The organism is Streptomyces sp. CBMA152, from assembly GCF_014596475.1.
GTDB lineage: Bacteria > Actinomycetota > Actinomycetes > Streptomycetales > Streptomycetaceae > Streptomyces.
Genome location: NZ_MECJ01000002.1, coordinates 508,997 through 527,967, shown reverse-complemented (window position 1 = coordinate 527,967; position 18,971 = coordinate 508,997). Strand labels below are relative to the sequence as shown.

The following is an 18,971-nucleotide window of genomic DNA, read 5'->3' as shown; positions in this document are numbered from 1 at the left end:
CCCCCGAGATCATTTCTGGCCCCGGCTACCCGAGGTTCACGGCTGCGGCGTCGTATTCCTTGGCCTGGGCGGGGGTCAGGAAGTGGCTGACGCGGACGACGGTGGTGCCGTGGACGTAGTCGTATTCGGCGAGGACCGGGATGCTTTTCGTGACGGCCTGGATGTATGCGGCTCGGGTTTCCGCATCGCCGTGTGCTGCGAACACCTCCATGGCGCCGCCGAGTTCGACGTCGCCGGGCTTGAAGCCTTGAGCGTCCGCGGCGAGGACGCGGCGGTCGGTGAAGGTGACTTTCGACGTGTACTGGCCGGGTCGGCCCAGGAGGTGGTTCGCGTCGGTCGCGGCGGTGATGACGCTGCCGACCTTGGCCGTGGGGACGGCTGCGGCGATGACGGCGAACGCGCTGGAGGCGTCTGCGGCCCGGCCGGTGGAGCTGCCGACTCCTGCGCTGCCGGGGCGTCCGTCAACGGTGGGCGGCGTTGTGCTGCTGCATCCGGCGAGCAGCAGACCGGCCGCGAGTGCGGAGGCGGCAATACGGTTACCAGTCACGGGTCCCCCTTGAGTGAGGGGTCCATCTCACCGCTACATGCGCATGGTTGGGACGCTATTGCGGAATCGTGTGGCAGGTTCACTCTCGTGGGTGTTTCCGTGCCGCGAGCGGTTGAAGGTACGGGGAGCAGGACCAGTACGTGGAGGCGTCGGCGGTCGGTGGGCCCGCTGTAGGTGGCAGACGAGCGAAGCTCGGAACTGGCGCACCGCCGGTGGGCCGGGTCCGGTTCCCTCCGGCGGAGGCGCGCTACACGGACAGCCCCGGCATCGGCCGCCTTACCCGCCGTCATCACCTCCGGGCCGGTCGCTCCGGCCATCCAACCCCGGCCTTCGAGGCGGCTCGGTCAGCCGGCCCTCTGACATGATCGCCCGATGAGTAATGACCAGCGCATACACCCTTCCAAGATGGGCGGCGAGCGTGCGTCGCTGACCTCGTTCCTCGACTACCAACGCACCACTTTGGCGATGAAGTGCCAGGGGTTGAACGGTGAGCAGCTGAAGCGGAAACCGATAGCCACTTCGGGCCTGTCACTCCTCGGCCTCGTCCGGCACGCGGCCGAGGTCGAGCGCAGTTGGTTCCGTATGGTGCTCAGCGCGGAGCAGGGCAAGGCCCTCTGGCCCGCCGTCGACGGTGTCTACGGTGAATTCCTGGTGGAGGACGCCGACGTCGACGAGGCGTTCGCGTTCTGGCAGGAGGCGTGTGCGGGCTCCCGCGCCATCACGGACACCTTCGAATCCCTCGATGACACCGTGGAGTTCCGAGGAGAGACCATCTCACTGCGCTACGTCCTGACGCACATGATCGAGGAGTACGCCCGCCACAACGGACACGCCGACCTGCTGCGCGAAGCGGTCGACGGAGTGGTCGACGAATAGGCTCCAGCGGGACGTCGCCGAATCGGATCGGGTCGGTGAGGTCGGCTGAGTAGGGGGAGCCATGAGTGATGTTGTGGTGCGGGCGTTAGCAGGGCTGTTACCGGGCGGGGCTACGTGTGGTGAGTTGGACCGGGGAGGACGTGTCTTACGATGGGTCGCGGCGGGGGCGGGCAGACCAACGGTGGTGTTGGAGGCGGCCAGCGGCACTCCGGGGCTGACATGGGCGCCGATTCTGCCGACCCTGGCCCTGCACACACGGGTCATCGTGTACGACCGAGCCGGCCTCGGTCTGAGCGACCCGGTCAAAGACCTCACCGTCGAGTCCTCCGTGCAGGATCTGACCGCATTGCTGTCGGATGTGACACAGGAACCTTCTGTGCTGGTCGGCAACAGCTGGGGCGGCTTGCTGGCCCAGCAAGTGGCGTGGACAGCTCCCGCGCTGATATCCGGGCTCGTGCTGGTGGACCCTGCCCACGAGGAGTTTCGCCCCTGGATCGGCCGAGTGGCGGACACAATGTCCCTCCGCTTTCTCAGCGCCAGGAAGGCTCTCGGGCTCGCCGAACCCATGCTGCGCAAGGAGGCCGTCCAGGCGGCTCAGGCGCTGACGAGTGACCCGCGGACCCAGAATCTGCTCATCGACGCGCACATGGCCTGCCATGGAGACGCCCACCATATCCGCACCGCACTGGCCGAAAACCGGGTGATCGAGCGGCACATGCCCGTCGCTCGACAGATGCGTGCGTCCTCGCCCCTTCCTGCTGTTCCGGTCTCTGTGCTGAGCGCAACACTGGGCTTGCCCAACGGGATGCGCACCCGGTGGACCGCGTTGCAGGCCCAGATCGCCGCTGCGGCCGATCAGGGACAGCACATAGAGGTGCATGATGCGGGTCACTACATCCACCGCAGCCAGCCGGAAGCCGTCGCGAAGGCCGTTCTTGCCGTGGTCGAGCAAGCACGGCTCCAGTGAGTGGCGGGTTGTTCAGCACCTGCTCATTGCGGACGGACACGCCCCGGTCACAGGAGTGTGGCGCCGCCGCCACCGGCAGCGGCGCCTCGTCAACCACATCCTCAGCGGCCCGCCACAACCGACCGCTTGCCGTCCGGGGTCAATGGCACCGTAAGCGTCTGCGGGGCCGCGCGGTTGTCCAGGGGCTTTTGGACCGTGTTGATGTTCAGGGAGACGCCCTGGCCGCCGCTGAACGTGCCGGTCGCGAACGCGTTCACGGTCGCGTCCGCTGTGATCTCGTAACCCGTCGTGTCGACGATGTTGTGGGTGCGGCAGTCGCGGAAGACGTCCTGGATCGGGACGAACCAGAGCCAGTGGACATCCGACCCACCATTGAGGTCGACCTTTTCGTTGAACCACACGGCCACCATCCCGGACATCGACACCGTGGCCGACCAGTCGATGTCGTACCGCTGGGTCCCCACCACCAACGACGCCTCGACGACCGACTTCGCCGGAACCTTCAACGGCAGGTCGACGCTCCAGGTCTGCGTCTCCTTGTGCGTGAATTCCTGCGTCGAGGAAAGGCTCGCTTCGATCGACGTCGTCTCGCTCACCTTCGCGACCGCCGGGATCTCTGCCGATACCTCCATCGTCACGCCGATCTTCAGCGATTCGGTCACCGAGATCCGCAGGTCCTGTTCCGTCGTCTTGCTCTGCTTGTACGTGACGGTCTGCTCGACTTCCGTACCGTTACGGTAGTTGGTGGTGATCGAACTGACCTGGCCGGGAATCGGAGAGGGCGCACTCGGGTCGTAGGTGATGCCGGAATACTTCGTGCGGACCTGATGGCGGTGATAGTCGGCGAGGAAACTCTGCTTTCCGTAGTCCGTGGAGGCGGTGAAACGGCAGCCCCGGGACGAGGGATGGCGTTCGCGGGCCATCCAACCGCCCCAGGCATCAGTGATCTCCTGGAGGGAACGGGCAGCTCCCTTCTTGGGAGGTGCGGCCTGCGCGGGGGTCGCGGCGGCGAGCGAGAGCGGAATCGTGGCGGCTACGCCCGCAGCAGGCGCCAAAGCCAACAGGTTCCGCCGGGAAACCCCGGATATCCGGGGCGTGGGGGTTTGCGACATGGGGATTCGTGACCTTTCGGCGGCATGGGCGTACGGGACGGAATTCCTGGTACGCCATGCAATCCCCGATCACCATGGTGGCCTAGGGACTTAAGTCCTTGACGGCGCCGGCCAGGCCAACCTTGGCTGAAAATCAACCCTGAACGTCATACGTCAGTCGAGGAGCAGCGGATTCGGTAGATCGGCCGACGGGTGCATCCGTAGGAGCGTGTGGAGGACCCCGGACAGGCCGGACATCAGGCTCGGGGAGAAAGCCTCGCGGGCCAATCCGCCCACCGGGCCCCGCTGTTCGAGACCGGTCAGGATTTCACCGTCGAGGTCGTCGCGCTCGCCGACGTTCATCGAGGTGAGGAGTTCCCACAGGCCGAGGTCGCCGTGGCACAGGGTGTGGCTCCAGCCGAAGCCCTCTGCGGCGCAGGCGTGCGCGGCGCGGCGGGCCATGTCCAGGTGAGCGGGATCGCCTGCGCGGCGGTAGAGGTCGAGCATGCCGATGCCGATGCCCGCGCTCCCGTGGCACCAGCTGGTGAAGAAGTCCTCCTCGGCGCCGACGCGGACGTCGAGCCAGTTGCCCTGCTCGGGTTGCCACAGGGACTCCTGATAGGCGAAGGCCCGTTCGGCCAGATCACCCCAACCGCGACGGTCGGCGGCGGTACCCGCCTCGCTGACGGTCAGCCGCCGCAGCGCCCAGCCGATGCCGGTGGCGCCGTGGGCGAAGCCGCCGATGCCCTCGGGGTTGAGCCGGGTCGTCCAGCGCGCACCGCTCGCGTCCACCGTGGCGATACCCGACAGTCGGCGGCCGATGTGCGCGGCGGCCGCGAGCCAGCGGTCCTCGCCGGTCGCCTCGGCCAGGTTCAGCAGTGGAACCACGCCCCCGGCCGCTCCGTTGAGGAGGTCCACCTCGACGTCGTCCTCGACCAGGGGGCCCCGCGCGAGCAGCAGAGCTCGTTCGGCGGCCCGCTCCAGCAGCCAGTCCTCGCCGAGCACCCGGTGCAGCGCCATCCACGTCCACACCTGCGACGCCGCACCACTGAACGCCCCGGCGGACGGCGTCGGCGTCCGGTCCTCGGTGCCGACCAGCACCCGCAATGCACCCTCGAACGTCTCGGCAACCCCCGCCACCTCGTCCGCCCGCCCGGCCCGCACCTCGTTCACGTACTCAGCGAGAGTGAGCGCCACCCCGCCCTGCCCGGTGTACAGGTCGGCGGGCAGCACCCTGATGGACCACCCGGCCGGGGTGAAGACGGGGCTGATCCAGGTGACCGTACCGTCCTCGCCGCGCACCGCCCCGTCGCACAGCCTCCGTACCATCTGCGCGGCCAGATCGCGGCGGCGCCGCTCGCGGTCGCGTGCGTGCGGGGCGTCGGCGGCGGCCTGCACACGCGCAGGCAGCGAACGCTCGTTGAGATACGCGCCCACCAACGCGTCCTGGATCACCGCCTCCTCCAACGGCAGATCGGCGGTGCGCCAGTCCTCGATCGTGGCGTGCACGGCGGCCGCGTCCACGGTGAAGGTGAACATCGGTACGTCCCCGGCCAGCAGGTCCGCGATCTCGCCGTCGATGGCGGCACGGTCGGTCGGGGCGCCGGGCAGCACCTCGGCGTTGCGCCGCAGGATGTCGCGGGCCCGCTCGACGGCCGCCGGCTCGTCGTGCAGCGACGCCGGGTGCCACAGCATCCGGCCGATGTCGACGTACGCCTGCGTCGGCCGCAGGATCCGCCGTGCCTGCGCGCCTTCGAACCGGCGCAGCAGGCGGTACGGGTCGGTCCCGGGCCGGTGCAGATGCGCGGTCATCTCACGGAACCCGGCCAGGATCCGGTCCCAGTACGTACTCAACACCGGGGCGGGGCTTGGGTGGTTGGCGGCGGTGGGCATGGCCACCAGGTCCACCTCGAAGCGGGCCGCCGCCGTGCCGCCGTCCGCGATCACCGGGTTGGGGATCAGCGGCTGCTGACCGGGCAGGGCCCCGGCCCCGGAGATGTCCACCCCGCCGAGCGCGAAGCCGGTGCCGCGTACGGGCAGCAGTCCGGTACGCAACACCGTCCGCCGGATGGCCGCCGCCGCCACGTCCACCGCGTCGCCCCGGCCGCTGGCCGGGAAGGGCGCGGGAGAGTCGAAGAGCGTCTCCGCGTCCACGATCACCGGGACCGGACCTGCGGCGATCATGTTCTCGGCATGCATGTCGGTGCCGCCGGTGAAGCGGAGGACGGCCAACCAGTGTCCTACGTTGCGGTAGAACGCGGCGAGTTCGGTGTCGCCCGCACAGTAGCGGTGGCGGACGAACTCGGCCCACCCGTACCCCTCGCGCACCAGCGTTCGCGGCACCCGGATGCGCTCCTGCGGTGCCGGAGCCCCGGAAAAGTCCGCGAACAGCTCGTCGAGGAGCGCGCCCAGCGCCGCGTCGGCCTGGGAAGGGCGGGGCTTGTACATCACGGTCCCGCCGTCGAAGTCGATCTGACTGACCGTCAGCCCACCTCGGTGGGTGTCGCCCGCCCCGAACGCGACCGCCCGCAACTCGCCCATGGGAGCGTCCAGCAGCGGCCGCAGCAGCTCACGGTCCGAGGCGAGCCGCGCGGCGAAACCGGCTGTCGCCGCCACCGACAGCCGCGCCACCGACGCGATCCGCGCGCCGACGGTGGGGTATCGACCGGCCAATCGGTCGAGATACCCCTCCTCCTCTGCCTGCTCGATGAACGCGGCCCACGTGTCCGTGTCGGATCCGCCCGCGTCGCCCGCCGCCATGCGCTGTGCGTGCAGCTCGATCAGGAACAGCCGGGACAGTTTCGCGTGCAGGGACCTGAGCAGGGCGGTATGGCCTGCTTCCAGCACCACGTCCCGCTCCTTGCCGTCCAGCGCGTCCACGTCGGCCAGCCGCCGGGCCAGCTCCTCCCGCCACGGCCGGGCGATCGTACCTACCGGACGGGCGAACCACTCCGCCTCGTCCCTCGCTTTCGGCGTCGATACGTCCACCCGTCCGCCCTCCCCATCCCGTCGCACCTTCGCGCCGTCCGGGCGCCCCAAGGGTGTGGGGAACCGCGTGCGCGGTTCCCCACTTGTCTCTAGCGACACTCGTCGCCGGCGACTGTCAGCAACACCAACTGCCGTGCGACCCGCTCGGGCTGGAGCAGAAGCCGTAGAGGGAGTCGCTCGGGTCGACGAGCGCCGCCTCGGCGGCCGCGCCGCCGACGTAGAGCGGCCCGGCGGGGTTGGACTGACCGTACGCACTCTCGGCGCCCGACAGCCAGGCGTTGAGAACAGCGGCGGCGGGAACACTGGTCTGGGGCATCAGCGGCCTCCGGACATAGGGATCGGGACGGATTTCCCAGTCCGAGTATTGCCGGATCCGAACACCTGTCAGACGACGAATCCGGCCACAGTCCTTGGTCGTTCGCCACGAACACCTGGCGCCGCAGACCCAGCCTGCGCCTCGTCGTGATGAGTAAGCGTTCCCCCTCCCGTACGACAAGGCCGTCACCCAACTGCCGGATCCTGCCCACCGTCGCGTACATCACGTCCGGCCCCGACCTTCAAGAAGGCGCTTTCGGCCCCCACTTGACCCTGCTACCTGGCTGCATTCCGCCTTGACGCCCTGATGTGCGGCCGCGACATCGTGGTCTCCTGCCACACCGACCTGGGAGGACGGACACGGTGGCGGGGTGTCCGCGTTCGACTGCGGACGGGTGCCCGCAGACGAACAGGCCCGCTTTGGGGTAGATCAGAACTCAAGCCATTATCAAGCAGGAAGCGACTGTCCTTATGACCCACATCGTCCACGCCGGCGAGCGGCCCGAAGGCCGCCGAGGATTCGAGATCTTCCTCTCCAGCACGATGACCGACCGCGCGGCGTCCTGGGTCGAAACCCGTCAGGGCCCTGCCTGGTCCGGTCCGCCGCTGCACACCCACGCGGAGTCCACCGAGACCTACTACGTCGTGTCCGGCACCCTCCTGGTCCAGGTCGACGACGAGGTCGTGGAGCTGGGTCCGCGCGCGCTCGCCCACATCACCAGTGGCACCCGCCACACCTGGGCCACCCCGCCCGGCGAAGGCTGCCACTTCCTCACCCTTCACATGCCCGGCGGTTACGAGGACTACCACCCCACCGCCCTGCAGGCCGAGAAGGACAACGGCGGACCGCTCACCCAGGAAGACCTCTTCAAGATCGCCGCCCGCTTCGACTGGCGCCCGGCCGGCGACATTCCCCACCGTCTCACCCCCGACGGCCGCCTCGTCCCCGCCTCCCAGGCCGACGACGAGGCCTCCCGCCTGCGCGAGGAGTGGCTCACCGCCCACGGCGAGGAGATCGAGGTCCAGGCCATCCACGACCCGGGTTTCTACGTCACCAACAAGTCCGCGTAACCCACTGTCTTCACTGTCGCCGGGAGCGGGTGGCGCGGGGCGCCGCCCGCCCGCCCGGCGCGGCACTCAGTGGTGCCGGGCCTTGCCCCCGACGTTGTGGATCATTCGCTGAAGGACCTTGAGCACGGCCACGTACTCCTCGTCTTCGATGCCCTCGTGGATCCGGTCCCGGACCTTCAGCTGCCGCTCGGCCGCCCGGTCGCGTACCTCTCGGCCCTGCGAGGTCAGGGCAAGGACGCGCTCGTCGTCCTCGGTGAGCAGGCCGCGTACGACCAACTCGTCGATGCCTTCGTCCAGCGGGCCGTCGCCGATGTCCAGATAGCCGCGCAGGATCTCGATCACCTCCGTACGCGGGCGGCGGGCGTCGGGGCCCGCGAGCACCCGGTTGAGGATCCACCACTGCGGCTGGGTGAGGCCGAACTCGGCGAGGTTTGCCCGGATGTGGGTGACCACCGCGCTGTGGGCGGCCCAGCTCCAGTAACCGATGGGCTGGCGGACCAGTTCTTCGTCGCTGTGCGAGTAGTTCATGGCTCCGACGGTAGGAGCTCAAGCGGAGTTGAGGTCAAGGAGCGAGGGCGGACACCTCCCCCACGCACCGCTCAACGCATCCCGAGGCACGGCCAAATCGCTTGGCACGTACCCCGCCGACCTGCGAACATCCGCGGATGCTGACACTCGCCGACGAACTCGGCCACCTTTCCTACACCGTGACCGGCGATGGACCGCCCGTCGTCCTCATACACGCCGGCGTCGCCGATCACCGTATGTGGGACGCGGTCGTGCCCGCGCTCGCGGAGCGGCACACCGTCATCCGCTATGACCTGCGCGGCTTCGGTGAATCCGCACCGCCGACCGGTCCGTTCAGCGAGACCGACGACCTGCGCCGCCTCCTGGACCACCTCGGCCACGAACGTGTCCGGCTCGTCGGTTGCTCCTGGGGCGGCCGCGTGGCCGTGGACTTCACCCTCACCCACCCGGACCGGGTGCACTCCCTGGTGGCGCTCTGCCCGCCGTGGCCGGGATACGCCTGGTCCGCGGACATGGTGGCGTACGACGAGGCCGAGACGGCGGCCCTGGCCGCGGGCGACCTGGACGAGGCCGTCCGTGTGAACATGGACATGTGGCTGCGCGGGTCGGCTCGCCAGTGGCAGGACGTCGACGCGGCACTGGCCGACCAGCTCCGCGGCCCACTGCGTACGTCGCTGGTGAACCAGGACATCGTGGGGACGCACTCCCAGGGCCCCACGAGCGGTGACATCACCACCATCGCCGTCCCCACACTGGTCGGGATCGGCCGGCTCGACATCGCCGACTTCCAGGACATCGCCCACCGATACGCCACCGGGATACCCGGTGCCACCCTGGCCGAGTTCGCCACCGCGGCACACCTCATCCCGCTGGACGCACCCACCGAACTCATCGGGGTACTGGGTCCGTTCCTCGCGCGCTAGGTCACGCCGCAGGTACAAGGCGGCGGCACCGGACCCGGCGTGCGGAACGGTGCCGTCGCCGGACCATGCCCCGCAGACCGCTGCGGCTCCACCCCCAGCAGAACACTGACCCTCACGTGTACGGTTACGTTTCGCCTCACCGTCACGTACACCGTCAGAATGACGTATCCGGGCGCGCCAGCGATTTGAGAGCGGCCCGGACGCCGCTGCGCGTCAGATGAGACCGGTGCCGAGGTGCCGGGCGAAGAACCGGACCGCGCTGTCGGCCTCGAACCTGGGCAGTTCCTTGTGCTTGCCCGTGTTGGCGTGCAGGGACTTCTCCTTCGACGCGAAGGCGTCGAACAGCGCGAGACTGTCCTCGCGCGAGATGTGCTCGTCGTCCCACTGCATGGCGTACTCGATCGGGATGGTGATCTGCTTCGCCTTCTCGGCCAGGGTGTCGGGCCAGTGCTGCCCGAAGACCGCGGCCGTGATCCTGGGCTCGATCGCCACGAACGGCACGCCGATCGCGGTGCCCATGTTGATGCCGAAGTAGCCGACCGGCCCGTCGGTGCCGATCTCCGGAAGCTCCTGGAGGGCGTCCAGGGTCGCCTGCCACTCGGGCACGGCGAGCTCCGCGAGGTGGTCGTTGTAGCGCACGACGATCGGGCCTTCCGGCTCGCCCCCCGCCCTCGCCCGGAACAGGTCGGCGACTTCCGCCTCGTCGTGCGCCGTGACCGGCCGCTCGCCGTGAGCGGGCGCGTCGATGACGGCGACATGGAAGCCGCAGAAAGTCACAAGGAGGCGGGCGCGGCCGACCATCGCCGGGTGCTTCTTGTGGTTGCCGCCGCCGTGGCCCATCAGCACCAGGGGTGCGCGATCGGCGCCGGATACGGGCGACCAGAGGACACCGGGGACGTCGCCCACGGTGAAGTCGCGCTCGATCATGCCGTTCGACGACGACTCAGTGGTGAACTGCAGAGAATTCATAGGTGTTGCCTTTCAGGAATGCCTTGTCGAAGAGGCGCTCCCGGCGACACCTACGTCTATCGCCAGACCGTGACGGAAAGGGGGAGCACCCATACAGATACTGCGTTCATGGGTCTCACCTCCTGGTGCGGTGTCTCGGTCGTGCCGAACACTACCCACCGGACGTCATCCTGCCCAGATCTTTTTTTCCTGTCGACCAACCGACCAACCACCACCAGTCAGGCCCTAGTTCTGCGCCGTCGGGCGTACGACGATGTCCCCCACGTCCACACCGGCAGGCTGCTCGATGGCGAAGGCGATGGCACGGGCGATGGCGTCCGGTGGGATCGCGGTCTTCTCCATCCTGTCGAGAACCTGGGCCTTCATCTCCGGTGCCATGGAGTCCGCGAATTCCGTACGCGTCATACCCGGCGAGACGACCGTCACGCGCAAACTGTCCCCGGCTTCCTGACGCAGACCCTCGGACAGAGTGCGTACGGCGTTCTTGGTGGCGGCGTACACCGCCTGGAGCGGCACGATGCGCAGTCCGGCCGTGGAGACGGTGTTGACGAAGTGCCCGAAGCCCTGTTCCCGGAACACGGGCAGCGCCGCGGCGATCCCGTACAGGACGCCCTTGAGGTTGACGTCGATCATCTCCTCCCAGTCCTCGACGCGGAGCTCGTCGATCGGGGAGATCAGGCCGACCCCGGCGTTGTTGACCAGGACGTCGACTTTTCCGTACCGGTCGCGGGCCAGGTCGACCAGGTCGGAGAGGTCCTGGCGGCGCTTCACATCCGTACGCGCGTATGCGGCTTGGCCGCCGACCTGCTCGATGCGGGTGGCCAGCGCCGCAAGACGGTCCGGCCGCCGCGCTCCGAGGACGACTTTCGCACCGCGCTCGGCGAGCAGAAGGGCGGTCGCTTCGCCGATCCCGCTGCTGGCGCCGGTGATCACGACGACCTTGCCTTCGATTCCCTCGATTTCCGACATGGTTGATCCCTCCGGGAGAGTAGGCGCGGCGCCTGGCCTACGATGGAAGTGGAGGCGCCGCCGGTTGACCACACAGTAAGTGGAGGCTCCTCCACTTAGCAATGGGGACGAGGGAGCGAGCCACCGATGGCACCGGATATGGCACGGGATACGGGACGCCCGCTGAGGGCCGACGCGCAGCGCAACCGGGACAAGATCCTGGCCGCGGCGGTACGCGTGTTCACCGAGGAGGGCCTGGACGCCCACTTCGAGCGCATCGCGCGGGAGGCCGGCGTGGGAACCGGCACCCTCTACCGCAACTTCCCCACCCGGGAAGCCCTGATCGAGGCGGCCTACCGCAACGAAGTGGCTCGACTGTGCGACGCCGTCCCCGACCTCTTGGCGACCATGCCCCCGCGCGAGGCCCTGCGCGCCTGGATGGGCCGCTTCATCGACTACGCCACCGCCAAACTCGGCATGGCCGACGCCCTACGAGCCGTCGTCGCCTCGGGAACCGACCCCTACGGCCAGAGTCGCGAGATGATCCAGAACGCCATCACCACCCTCATGGACGCCGGTACCGCTGTCGGCGCCTTCCGCTCCGACATCCGCCCCACCGACCTGTTCGCCGCCCTCGCCGGCATCGCCCTCACCTCGGCACACCCGGACCAACGCGACCAGGCCGAACGCCTTCTCGCCCTGACACTGGACGGATTGACGCCGCCGTCGCGTCCCGAAGACTGACGGCACCCACGACGAGGGGCCGCCGCCTCACGTGAGTGCGGCGCGCCTCGATATGGGCTCCGTCAGTCGGTGAAGTCCTGGGTCATGTAAAGCATGCCGGAGCTGTCGTGCAGCACGTGGATCCCGATGTGGTGGAAGCCCGGGTTGAGGATGTTCTTGCGGTGGCCGTCGTTCGGTGGCTGCTCGGCGAGCATGGACTTGGTGATGCCCACGGCCATTCCGGCGACCGCCGACGTCGTACTCGGTATGCTCCCGCCGCTGCCGATGTTCTCACCGGCACTCCCCCACGAGACCCCGGCGGCGTGCTCGCGTGCGCCGAAGTCGGCTTCGCCCGGGCACTGATGGCTCAGACCACAGCCCGAGTCCATGGTCCGGTTGTGCGTCCCGGCGCTGGACTCAAGGCCGGAGAGCGCCTGGAGCGGCGCAACGTGCTGGTCCGCGCGGGCCTGGTTGATGGCGGCCAGGACCTGCGCGGCAGCGGCCTCCTCCGGGCTGCCGGGCTCGGGGGACGTTGCCGCGTGGGTGGGCGTCGGCTCCGTCGTACGAGGAGTGGGGGAAGGCGGGTGTTGCGTGTGCGTAGGGGTCGGGGTGGGTTTGCCGGTCTTGCTCGGTGTCGGCTTCGCCGGTGGCCGGGTGGTGGGTGTGGTCGTATGCGTCGGTGGGATTGAGGCCGTGACGGTCTGGTCCGTTTCATCGAGCCGTTCTTGGCCGACCGTCGAACGCCCGCCTCCTGAGCTCGAATTCAGCGCCGCAATACCCACCGCAGCCGTCACCGTGGCTGCCACCGCAGCGGCCGTCACCAGGGGCTTTCCGGTGAACACGGTGAGCGGGCGCCTGGCGCGGTGCTTGGGGATGCGGGTGCGGCGATGTGACACCGGCTGTGCTGCCCGTATGCCGTCCGACGCGGTCATCGCGTATCCCACCGGCACGGCCTGCCCTGCGGTGTGCGCCGCGACGAGCGCGGCCAGGCCGAGCGGCAGCGGTACCAGAGTGAGGTTCACCAACAGGCGCTCGGCCGGGACCAGTTCGGCGCTCAGGCCACCGCAGTACCCGCACCCGCGCAGGTGCCGGGCCAAGCGCTTGCGCCACAGCGGGCTGGGGCGGCCGTCCCACAGGTGGATGCTCCGGGTGAGTTCGTCGCAACGCGGGTCGGTGGCCAGGGCTCGTACGACGGATCGCGCTATCTCCAACTGCTCCTTCATCCGGCTGACTTGGACGCTGACGTGATGGGTGTCCAGTCCGATCGCGGCCACCAGTTCCGCTCGGCTCAGATGTCCCGTCGTGACCAGCCACCACAGGGAGAGCAGCTCCCGGTCGTCCTGATCCAGCCACCGGGTCGCCTCCACGGTCTCCTTGCGCTGCCCGGTCAGACCCAGTTCGATCAGTGTCAGGTCGGCGAAGTCCGCGCCCGGGTCGGCGACGGTCGCGAGCTCGTCGAGGGCGCATACCGCCACCGGGAGGGACTGGCGGTAGTCGCGGATCTGGTTCATGGTCACCGCCACCAGCCAGGAGCGGAACGCCGTGTCGTCGCGCAGCCCCGACAGGCCTCGGACCATGCGCAGCATCGTCTCCTGCACCACGTCGTCCACGTCCGCGCGTCCGGGCAGGGCCCGTCCGACGATGTTGTAGACGAGCGGGAGGTACTGGCTCACCAGCTCCTCCAACGCCTCGGGCTCGCCATAACGTGCCGCCGCCACCAACCGCGCGTCCCCTTCAGTGCCTGTCATCCTCGCGCTCCCTCCGGCGAACCCGTCTGTGCCGTACACAAGAGGAGACCCTGTGACGCGCGGCGGATCACAGAAACTGCGGATGTTTTTACCCGCGGCTATTCGGCGACGGCACCGATCAGGCCACGACCGGCGGCCGGTCGGAGGTAGAGACCGAGTTCGGCGATCGCCGGGTTGGCGCGGGAGGAGGTGATCCGCAGCCGGATCCTGTTGGTGGTGACCGGGCGGTGCAGACGGATCAGCTTCCGGTTGCCGATGGTGGTGTCGGTGGCGATCTGGCTCCAGCCCCCTCCACTCCAGGCGTCGACGGCGAAACTCTCCACGCGCTGGCCCACGTTGAGGTCTTCGCGGGTGGAGATGACGTCGAAAGTCCGGGGGGCGGACAGGGTGAGCACCAGGCCGCCGGCTGTCCGGCCGGACTGCCAGGAGGTGTCGAGGTTGTTGTCCGTCGCGGCGGCCGGTGCATGGCCGGAAGTGTTCGCCGTGCCGGTGTCGTTGGCGGCGACGGCGCCGGTGGCGAGGTTCTTCGAGAACGTGCCGGACAACGCGGTGCCGAACGTCGTGAGCGCCTTCAAGGTCGGCGCGTCGAAGACACCGTCGGTGTCGGGCGGCACGTCCAGGAGCAGGTTGCAGTTGCGGCCGACCGACCCGTAATAGATGTTCTCCAGGGCCGCCTCGCTGCGATCGGTGTCGCCCGGGTGCCAGAACCAATGCTGCTGCGCGGTCAGCGTGGCGTCGCACTCGGCCGGTGTCCAACGCACGCCACTCCAGGCGCTGTTGGCGCCATTACGCCGCCCCAGGACGGCATCGCTTCCCAGGTCGGCCGCCGAGTTGCCGCCGGGCACGGCCAGGATGGAGTCGGCCGCGGTGGCGGGATCGCCGGTGAACGGCAGCGGCGACCACTCCGACGTACGGGCGATGCCGATTTCGTTGCCGACCCAACGGGCGTCCGGGCCACCGTCGTTGAAGATGACCGCCTGCGGCTGGAGCCTGCGGACCATGGTGATCCAGTTGACGAAGTCGTACGGCTGGGTCCGGCCGGTCGGGTTGGCGCCGTCCCACCAGATCTCGTCGATCCGGCCGTAGCGGGTGAGGAGTTCGTACAGGGTGTTCTCGTAGTACGCGTTGTAGTCGTCCGAGGCGAAGGAGAAGGTCACGCCGTCCTTGACCTCCGATGTCTGCGCGGGGATCGTCACCTGCTTCGGGGTACTGCCGTTGGCGTACTTCCCGCCGGGCAGCGCCTCGTGCAGGTCCGCCGGGGAGAGATAGACGCCGACTTTCAGACCGGCCCTGTGCATCGATGTAGTGAAGCTCTTCACCACATCGCCGTGGCCGCCCGCCCACGAGGAGGCGGCGACGGACTGCCGGGAGTACGCGGAGGGGAACAGCAGGAACCCGTCGTGGTGCTTGGTGGTGAGGATCGCCTCCTTGAATCCTGCGCCCTTCAGCGACGCCGCCCACTGGTCGGTGTTGAGGCCGGTGGGCCGGAAGATGTTCGGGTCCTCGGTGCCGGTGCCCCACTCCCTACCGTCATACGTGTTGACCCCGAAGTGCAGGAACGCGGTCTGCTCCAGCCGCTGCCAGGCCAGTTGGCGCGGCGAGGGCGTCACGCTCGCGGCCTTCGCGACGACCTGTGCGGCGGAATCGGACGGACCGACGGGCACCACCTCGTCGGCGACCGCCGCACCCGCACCGGCGAGGAGCGCGAGCACCGTGACGACGAGGGCGGTGACCCGCGACGCGCCTACAGCTCTGCCGGACTGTCGCTTGTGCCTCATGGCGATCCTCTCGGAGAAGGGCGGCGCACTCATCCGTACGAGAAGCATCGTTACGTCAGGAACATGACAGGTGACGCTCATGGGAGCGTAGGGAGACATCCGATGTCAGTCAACGACCCTGTTCCCAACTGTGGTCTCTGACCCGCGTTTTCACGTCAACCCATGGGATCTGTCCGATCCTTGGCCAAGCGGCCGACAGACTCCCCCGCACCTTCCGTTCATTCAGTGAAGCCAACTCGCGTCTTTGGCCTTCCCGTACAACAACCACCGTTCAATCACTGGACACACTTACGGCACCGCACTACGGTCGCGTTCCGAGCACGAGAACGACCGACTCTCCTCCCTCCCGGCAACCCCACCGTGCCGCTCCGCCCGGGCGGCCGTTCCATGGAGGTCCTCTGCTCATGCCCCGAACACCCGCGAGACGACACGCACCCCTGGACAGACACCTCACACTTCCGCTCACTCTGGCCCTGGTCACCGTCGGCGCCCTGGCCATGGGCACTCCGGCCGCGAGCGCCATCCCGACGGCCCGGGCCACCGCGGACAGCGCCTGTCCCTGGGTGCATTCCACCGCCCCGATCCCCGACCGGGTCGGCCAGTTACTGGCGAAGATGTCCACGGCCCAGAAGGTCACGCTGGCCACCGGTACGGGAGGCTCCCGCTACACCGGATTCACCCCGGCCATCGGCGCGTTGTGCATCCCCGCGATGGACCTGGAGGACGGACCGGCCGGGGTCGGGCACAGCGAGGACGGCGTCACCCAGCTCCCCGCGCCCGTCGGTGCCGCGGCCACCTGGGACACCCAGGCCGAGCAGGCCTACGGCCAGGTCATCGGAGCGGAGCAGGCCACCAAGGGCGCGAACGTCGACCTGGGGCCGACCATCAACATCGACCGCGACCCGCGCTGGGGCCGCGCCTTCGAGTCGATGGGCGAAGACCCGTATCTGAACGGGCAGTTGAGCGCGGCGAACATCCGAGGTGTGCAGTCCACCGGCATACTCGCCCAGGTCAAGCACCTCGCGGTGTACAACCAGGAGAACAACCGCTTCGACGTGTCGGCGGAGATCGGCAGACGTGCCATGCAGGAGATCTACCTGCCGGCGTTCCAGAACGCGGTGCAGGGCGGTGCGGCCTCCTCGGTGATGTGCTCGTACAACCGCATCAACAGTGTCCACGCCTGCGAGGACGGGGACCTGCTGGACTCGGTGCTGCGCGGGCAGTTCGGGTTCAAGGGTTTCGTGACCTCGGACTGGGGCGCCGTCCACTCCACGGCGAACTCCGCCAACGCCGGTTTGGACCAGGACATGCCCGGCGGTGACGGGTACTACGGCGACAACCTCGTCCGGGCCGTCGACTCCAGGCAGGTCGGCCAGACCACGCTCAACGCGCTGACCACACACGTCCTCACCCAGATGTTCGCGTTCGGCCTCTTCGACAAGGAGCCCACCGGCTCGGTCGCGCAGACCTCCACCGGCGCGGCCCACCAGAAGACCGGCGCGGAGATCGCCGCCGAGGGCACCGTCCTGTTGAAGAACCAGGACGACGTACTCCCGCTGGCGTCGTCCACCAAGTCGATCGCCGTGATCGGCAACGCCTCCACCAACGCCCAGACCGCCGGAGGCGGCAGCGCCAACGTCCACTCCAGCGGCACCGTCACACCGCTGGACGGCATCAAGTCCCGTGCGGGCAGCGGTATTTCGGTGCAGTACGACGACGGTATCTCCACCGCTTCGGCCGCGGCGCTCGCCAAGAACTCCGGCGTGGCGGTGGTCTTCGTCAACAAGGGCGAGTCCGAGGGCGGCGACCTGGGCGACATCGATCTGCCCGGCAACCAGAACTCCCTGATCTCCGCCGTCGCCCAGGCCAACCCCCAAACAATCGTGGTACTCAACACCGGCTCCGCGGTCACCATGCCCTGGCTCGACAAGGTCAAGGGCGTGTTCGAGGCGTGGTACCCGGGCCAGGGCTACGGCACGGCCATCGCCTCCCTGCTGTTCGGCGACACCAACCCGTCGGGCCATCTGCCGGTGACCTTCCCCAAGTCGCTGGCCGACGTGCCCGCGAAGACGGCGGCCCAGTGGCCGGGGACGAACGGCAAGGTGCAGTACTCCGAGGACGTGAACGTCGGCTACCGCCACTACGACGCGAACAACATCGAGCCGCTGTTCCCGTTCGGGCACGGGCTCTCGTACACCGGTTTCTCCTTCAGCAACCTGAAGGTCGGCACGCTGCCTGCCGGTGGCCAGGCCGTCGTCACTGCGACTGTCACCAACACCGGCTCGCGGGCCGGTGCGGACGTGGCCCAGCTGTATGTCGGCCAACCGGCCTCGGCCGGTGAACCTCCCAAGCAGCTCGAGGGGTTCGCCCGTGTCGACCTCAAACCCGGCGAGAGCAGGACAGTCACCTTCCCGCTGACCGGGCGCAATCTGCGGCACTGGGACACCGGCACCGACAACTGGGCCATCAGCACCGGTGACTACCGCATCTCGGTCGGGGACTCCGCCGCGCATCTGCCACTGACCGGGACACTCCCGCTCACCTCGGCGCAGCTCGGCGAGCCGCTGACCGTCACCGGTCCCGGAGTGCAGGAGGGCCCGACCGGCTCACCGGTGTCGCTACAGATCACCGCCAAGGACACCACCAGCGGCCAGACCCCGACCTTCAGCGCGACGGGTCTCCCCGCCGGCATCTCGATCTCCCCTGCGGGACGTATCAGCGGAACCCCGACGAGTGCGGGCACCAGCACCGTAACCGTCACCGCCAGGGACGCGGCCGGAGCGCTGGCCACAACTACCTTCCTGTGGACGGTGGTTCCGGCAACCTCGGCGGTGACGACCCCGCTGGTCGGATACAACGGGCTCTGCCTCGACCTCGCCGGACACGACAACACCGACGGCACCAAGGTCGACATCTTCCCGTGCAACGGCACCAACGGTCAGGAGTGGACCGAGGAGTCGGACGGCACCGTCCATATGGCGGGCAAGTGCCTGGACGTGCGGGCCGCCGGTACCGGCATCGGAACCCCGGTGCAGATCTACTCCTGCAACGGCACCGGCGCACAGCAATGGCAACGCCAGCCCAACGGTGCCCTCCTCAACCCCCACTCCGGCAAGTGCCTCGACGACCCGGCCTTCGCCACGATCCCGGGGGTGCAGGTCGCGATCTGGGACTGCAACGGCGGGGCGAACCAGCGCTGGATGCGCCCTTAGCGGACCATCGGGTGGGGGCGGAGGCATGGTCCGCCCCCACCTGGTGGAGACCCCGTCCCGACGGCAATATTGACCGCTGTTGGCCTTTGGACGGGGAGGGAACCATGGACCCACGTATACGAACCCGGCCGCCGTCGATGCGGTTCGGCTGCTGGACGGTGTGTCGGGCCAACAGGGGACGGCGTGCTCAGCCCTTGCCCTTCTCCGGCGCGTACAGCTTGAGGCTCTTGTTCACGAACAGATGGACGTAGCCACAGTTCCAGCAGATCAGCCCGGTCGCCGACTCA

The 18,971-nt window shown here is 68.7% G+C and carries 15 protein-coding genes; 6 read left to right on the top strand and 9 right to left on the bottom strand.

Annotated features, from left to right (window positions below; all coding sequences use genetic code 11):
- Positions 1-25: 25 nt before the first annotated feature.
- Positions 26-547, bottom strand: coding sequence for a hypothetical protein (locus BG418_RS03310; RefSeq protein WP_188272102.1), 522 nt, complete (start codon positions 545-547; stop codon positions 26-28).
- Positions 548-919: 372 nt separating this feature from the next.
- Here BG418_RS03310 and BG418_RS03305 point away from each other — a divergent pair, with 372 nt between their 5' ends.
- Complete coding sequence (locus BG418_RS03305; protein WP_188272101.1) at positions 920-1,423, top strand: DinB family protein; 504 nt, start codon at positions 920-922, stop codon at positions 1,421-1,423.
- 184 nt (positions 1,424-1,607) lie between these two features.
- On the top strand, positions 1,608-2,390 hold the full coding sequence (locus BG418_RS03300) for an alpha/beta hydrolase (RefSeq protein WP_188272100.1): 783 nt from the start codon (positions 1,608-1,610) through the stop codon (positions 2,388-2,390).
- A 101-nt stretch (positions 2,391-2,491) separates the two neighbouring features.
- Here the strand turns inward: BG418_RS03300 and BG418_RS03295 are convergent, their stop codons facing one another.
- The 3 genes from BG418_RS03295 to BG418_RS03285 all read right to left on the bottom strand — a co-directional run bounded on the left by BG418_RS03295 (position 2,492) and on the right by BG418_RS03285 (position 6,785).
- Positions 2,492-3,502 carry an ETX/MTX2 family pore-forming toxin gene (locus BG418_RS03295; RefSeq protein ID WP_223184235.1) on the bottom strand — a complete coding sequence of 337 codons (1,011 nt, stop codon included), beginning with the start codon at positions 3,500-3,502 and terminating at the stop codon, positions 2,492-2,494.
- A 153-nt stretch (positions 3,503-3,655) separates the two neighbouring features.
- Entirely contained in the window at positions 3,656-6,469 is a 2,814-nt protein-coding gene (locus tag BG418_RS03290) for a type 2 lanthipeptide synthetase LanM family protein (RefSeq protein WP_188272099.1), read from the bottom strand.
- 115 nt (positions 6,470-6,584) lie between these two features.
- Positions 6,585-6,785: a DUF6229 family protein gene (locus BG418_RS03285; RefSeq protein WP_188272098.1), complete on the bottom strand. Its 201-nt coding sequence runs from the start codon at positions 6,783-6,785 to the stop codon at positions 6,585-6,587.
- 470 nt (positions 6,786-7,255) lie between these two features.
- On the opposite strand from BG418_RS03285, the gene BG418_RS03280 reads away from it, so the two are divergent.
- Positions 7,256-7,855, top strand: coding sequence for a cupin domain-containing protein (locus BG418_RS03280; RefSeq protein WP_188272097.1), 600 nt, complete (start codon positions 7,256-7,258; stop codon positions 7,853-7,855).
- Positions 7,856-7,921: 66 nt separating this feature from the next.
- On the opposite strand, the gene BG418_RS03275 is transcribed toward BG418_RS03280, so the two are convergent.
- A complete protein-coding gene (locus BG418_RS03275) occupies positions 7,922-8,383 on the bottom strand; it encodes a MarR family winged helix-turn-helix transcriptional regulator (RefSeq protein ID WP_188272096.1) in 462 nt (153 codons plus the stop codon).
- A 137-nt stretch (positions 8,384-8,520) separates the two neighbouring features.
- Here BG418_RS03275 and BG418_RS03270 point away from each other — a divergent pair, with 137 nt between their 5' ends.
- On the top strand, positions 8,521-9,306 hold the full coding sequence (locus BG418_RS03270) for an alpha/beta fold hydrolase (RefSeq protein WP_188272095.1): 786 nt from the start codon (positions 8,521-8,523) through the stop codon (positions 9,304-9,306).
- 213 nt (positions 9,307-9,519) lie between these two features.
- Here BG418_RS03270 and BG418_RS03265 read toward each other — a convergent pair whose 3' ends face one another.
- Positions 9,520-10,275 (bottom strand): alpha/beta hydrolase, encoded by a 756-nt coding sequence (locus BG418_RS03265; protein WP_188272094.1) that lies wholly within the window; start codon positions 10,273-10,275, stop codon positions 9,520-9,522.
- 225 nt (positions 10,276-10,500) lie between these two features.
- Entirely contained in the window at positions 10,501-11,235 is a 735-nt protein-coding gene (locus BG418_RS03260; RefSeq protein WP_188272324.1) for an SDR family oxidoreductase, read from the bottom strand.
- A gap of 147 nt (positions 11,236-11,382) precedes the next feature.
- On the opposite strand from BG418_RS03260, the gene BG418_RS03255 reads away from it, so the two are divergent.
- Positions 11,383-11,967 (top strand): TetR/AcrR family transcriptional regulator, encoded by a 585-nt coding sequence (locus BG418_RS03255; protein WP_188272323.1) that lies wholly within the window; start codon positions 11,383-11,385, stop codon positions 11,965-11,967.
- Positions 11,968-12,029: 62 nt separating this feature from the next.
- Here BG418_RS03255 and BG418_RS03250 read toward each other — a convergent pair whose 3' ends face one another.
- Both BG418_RS03250 and BG418_RS03245 read right to left on the bottom strand, forming a co-directional pair.
- Positions 12,030-13,694: a sigma-70 family RNA polymerase sigma factor gene (locus BG418_RS03250; RefSeq protein WP_188272093.1), complete on the bottom strand. Its 1,665-nt coding sequence runs from the start codon at positions 13,692-13,694 to the stop codon at positions 12,030-12,032.
- A 98-nt stretch (positions 13,695-13,792) separates the two neighbouring features.
- Complete coding sequence (locus BG418_RS03245) at positions 13,793-15,472, bottom strand: alpha-L-fucosidase (RefSeq protein ID WP_188272092.1); 1,680 nt, start codon at positions 15,470-15,472, stop codon at positions 13,793-13,795.
- Positions 15,473-15,876: 404 nt separating this feature from the next.
- On the opposite strand from BG418_RS03245, the gene BG418_RS03240 reads away from it, so the two are divergent.
- On the top strand, positions 15,877-18,684 hold the full coding sequence (locus tag BG418_RS03240; RefSeq protein ID WP_188272091.1) for a glycoside hydrolase family 3 C-terminal domain-containing protein: 2,808 nt from the start codon (positions 15,877-15,879) through the stop codon (positions 18,682-18,684).
- Positions 18,685-18,971: the final 287 nt, after the last annotated feature.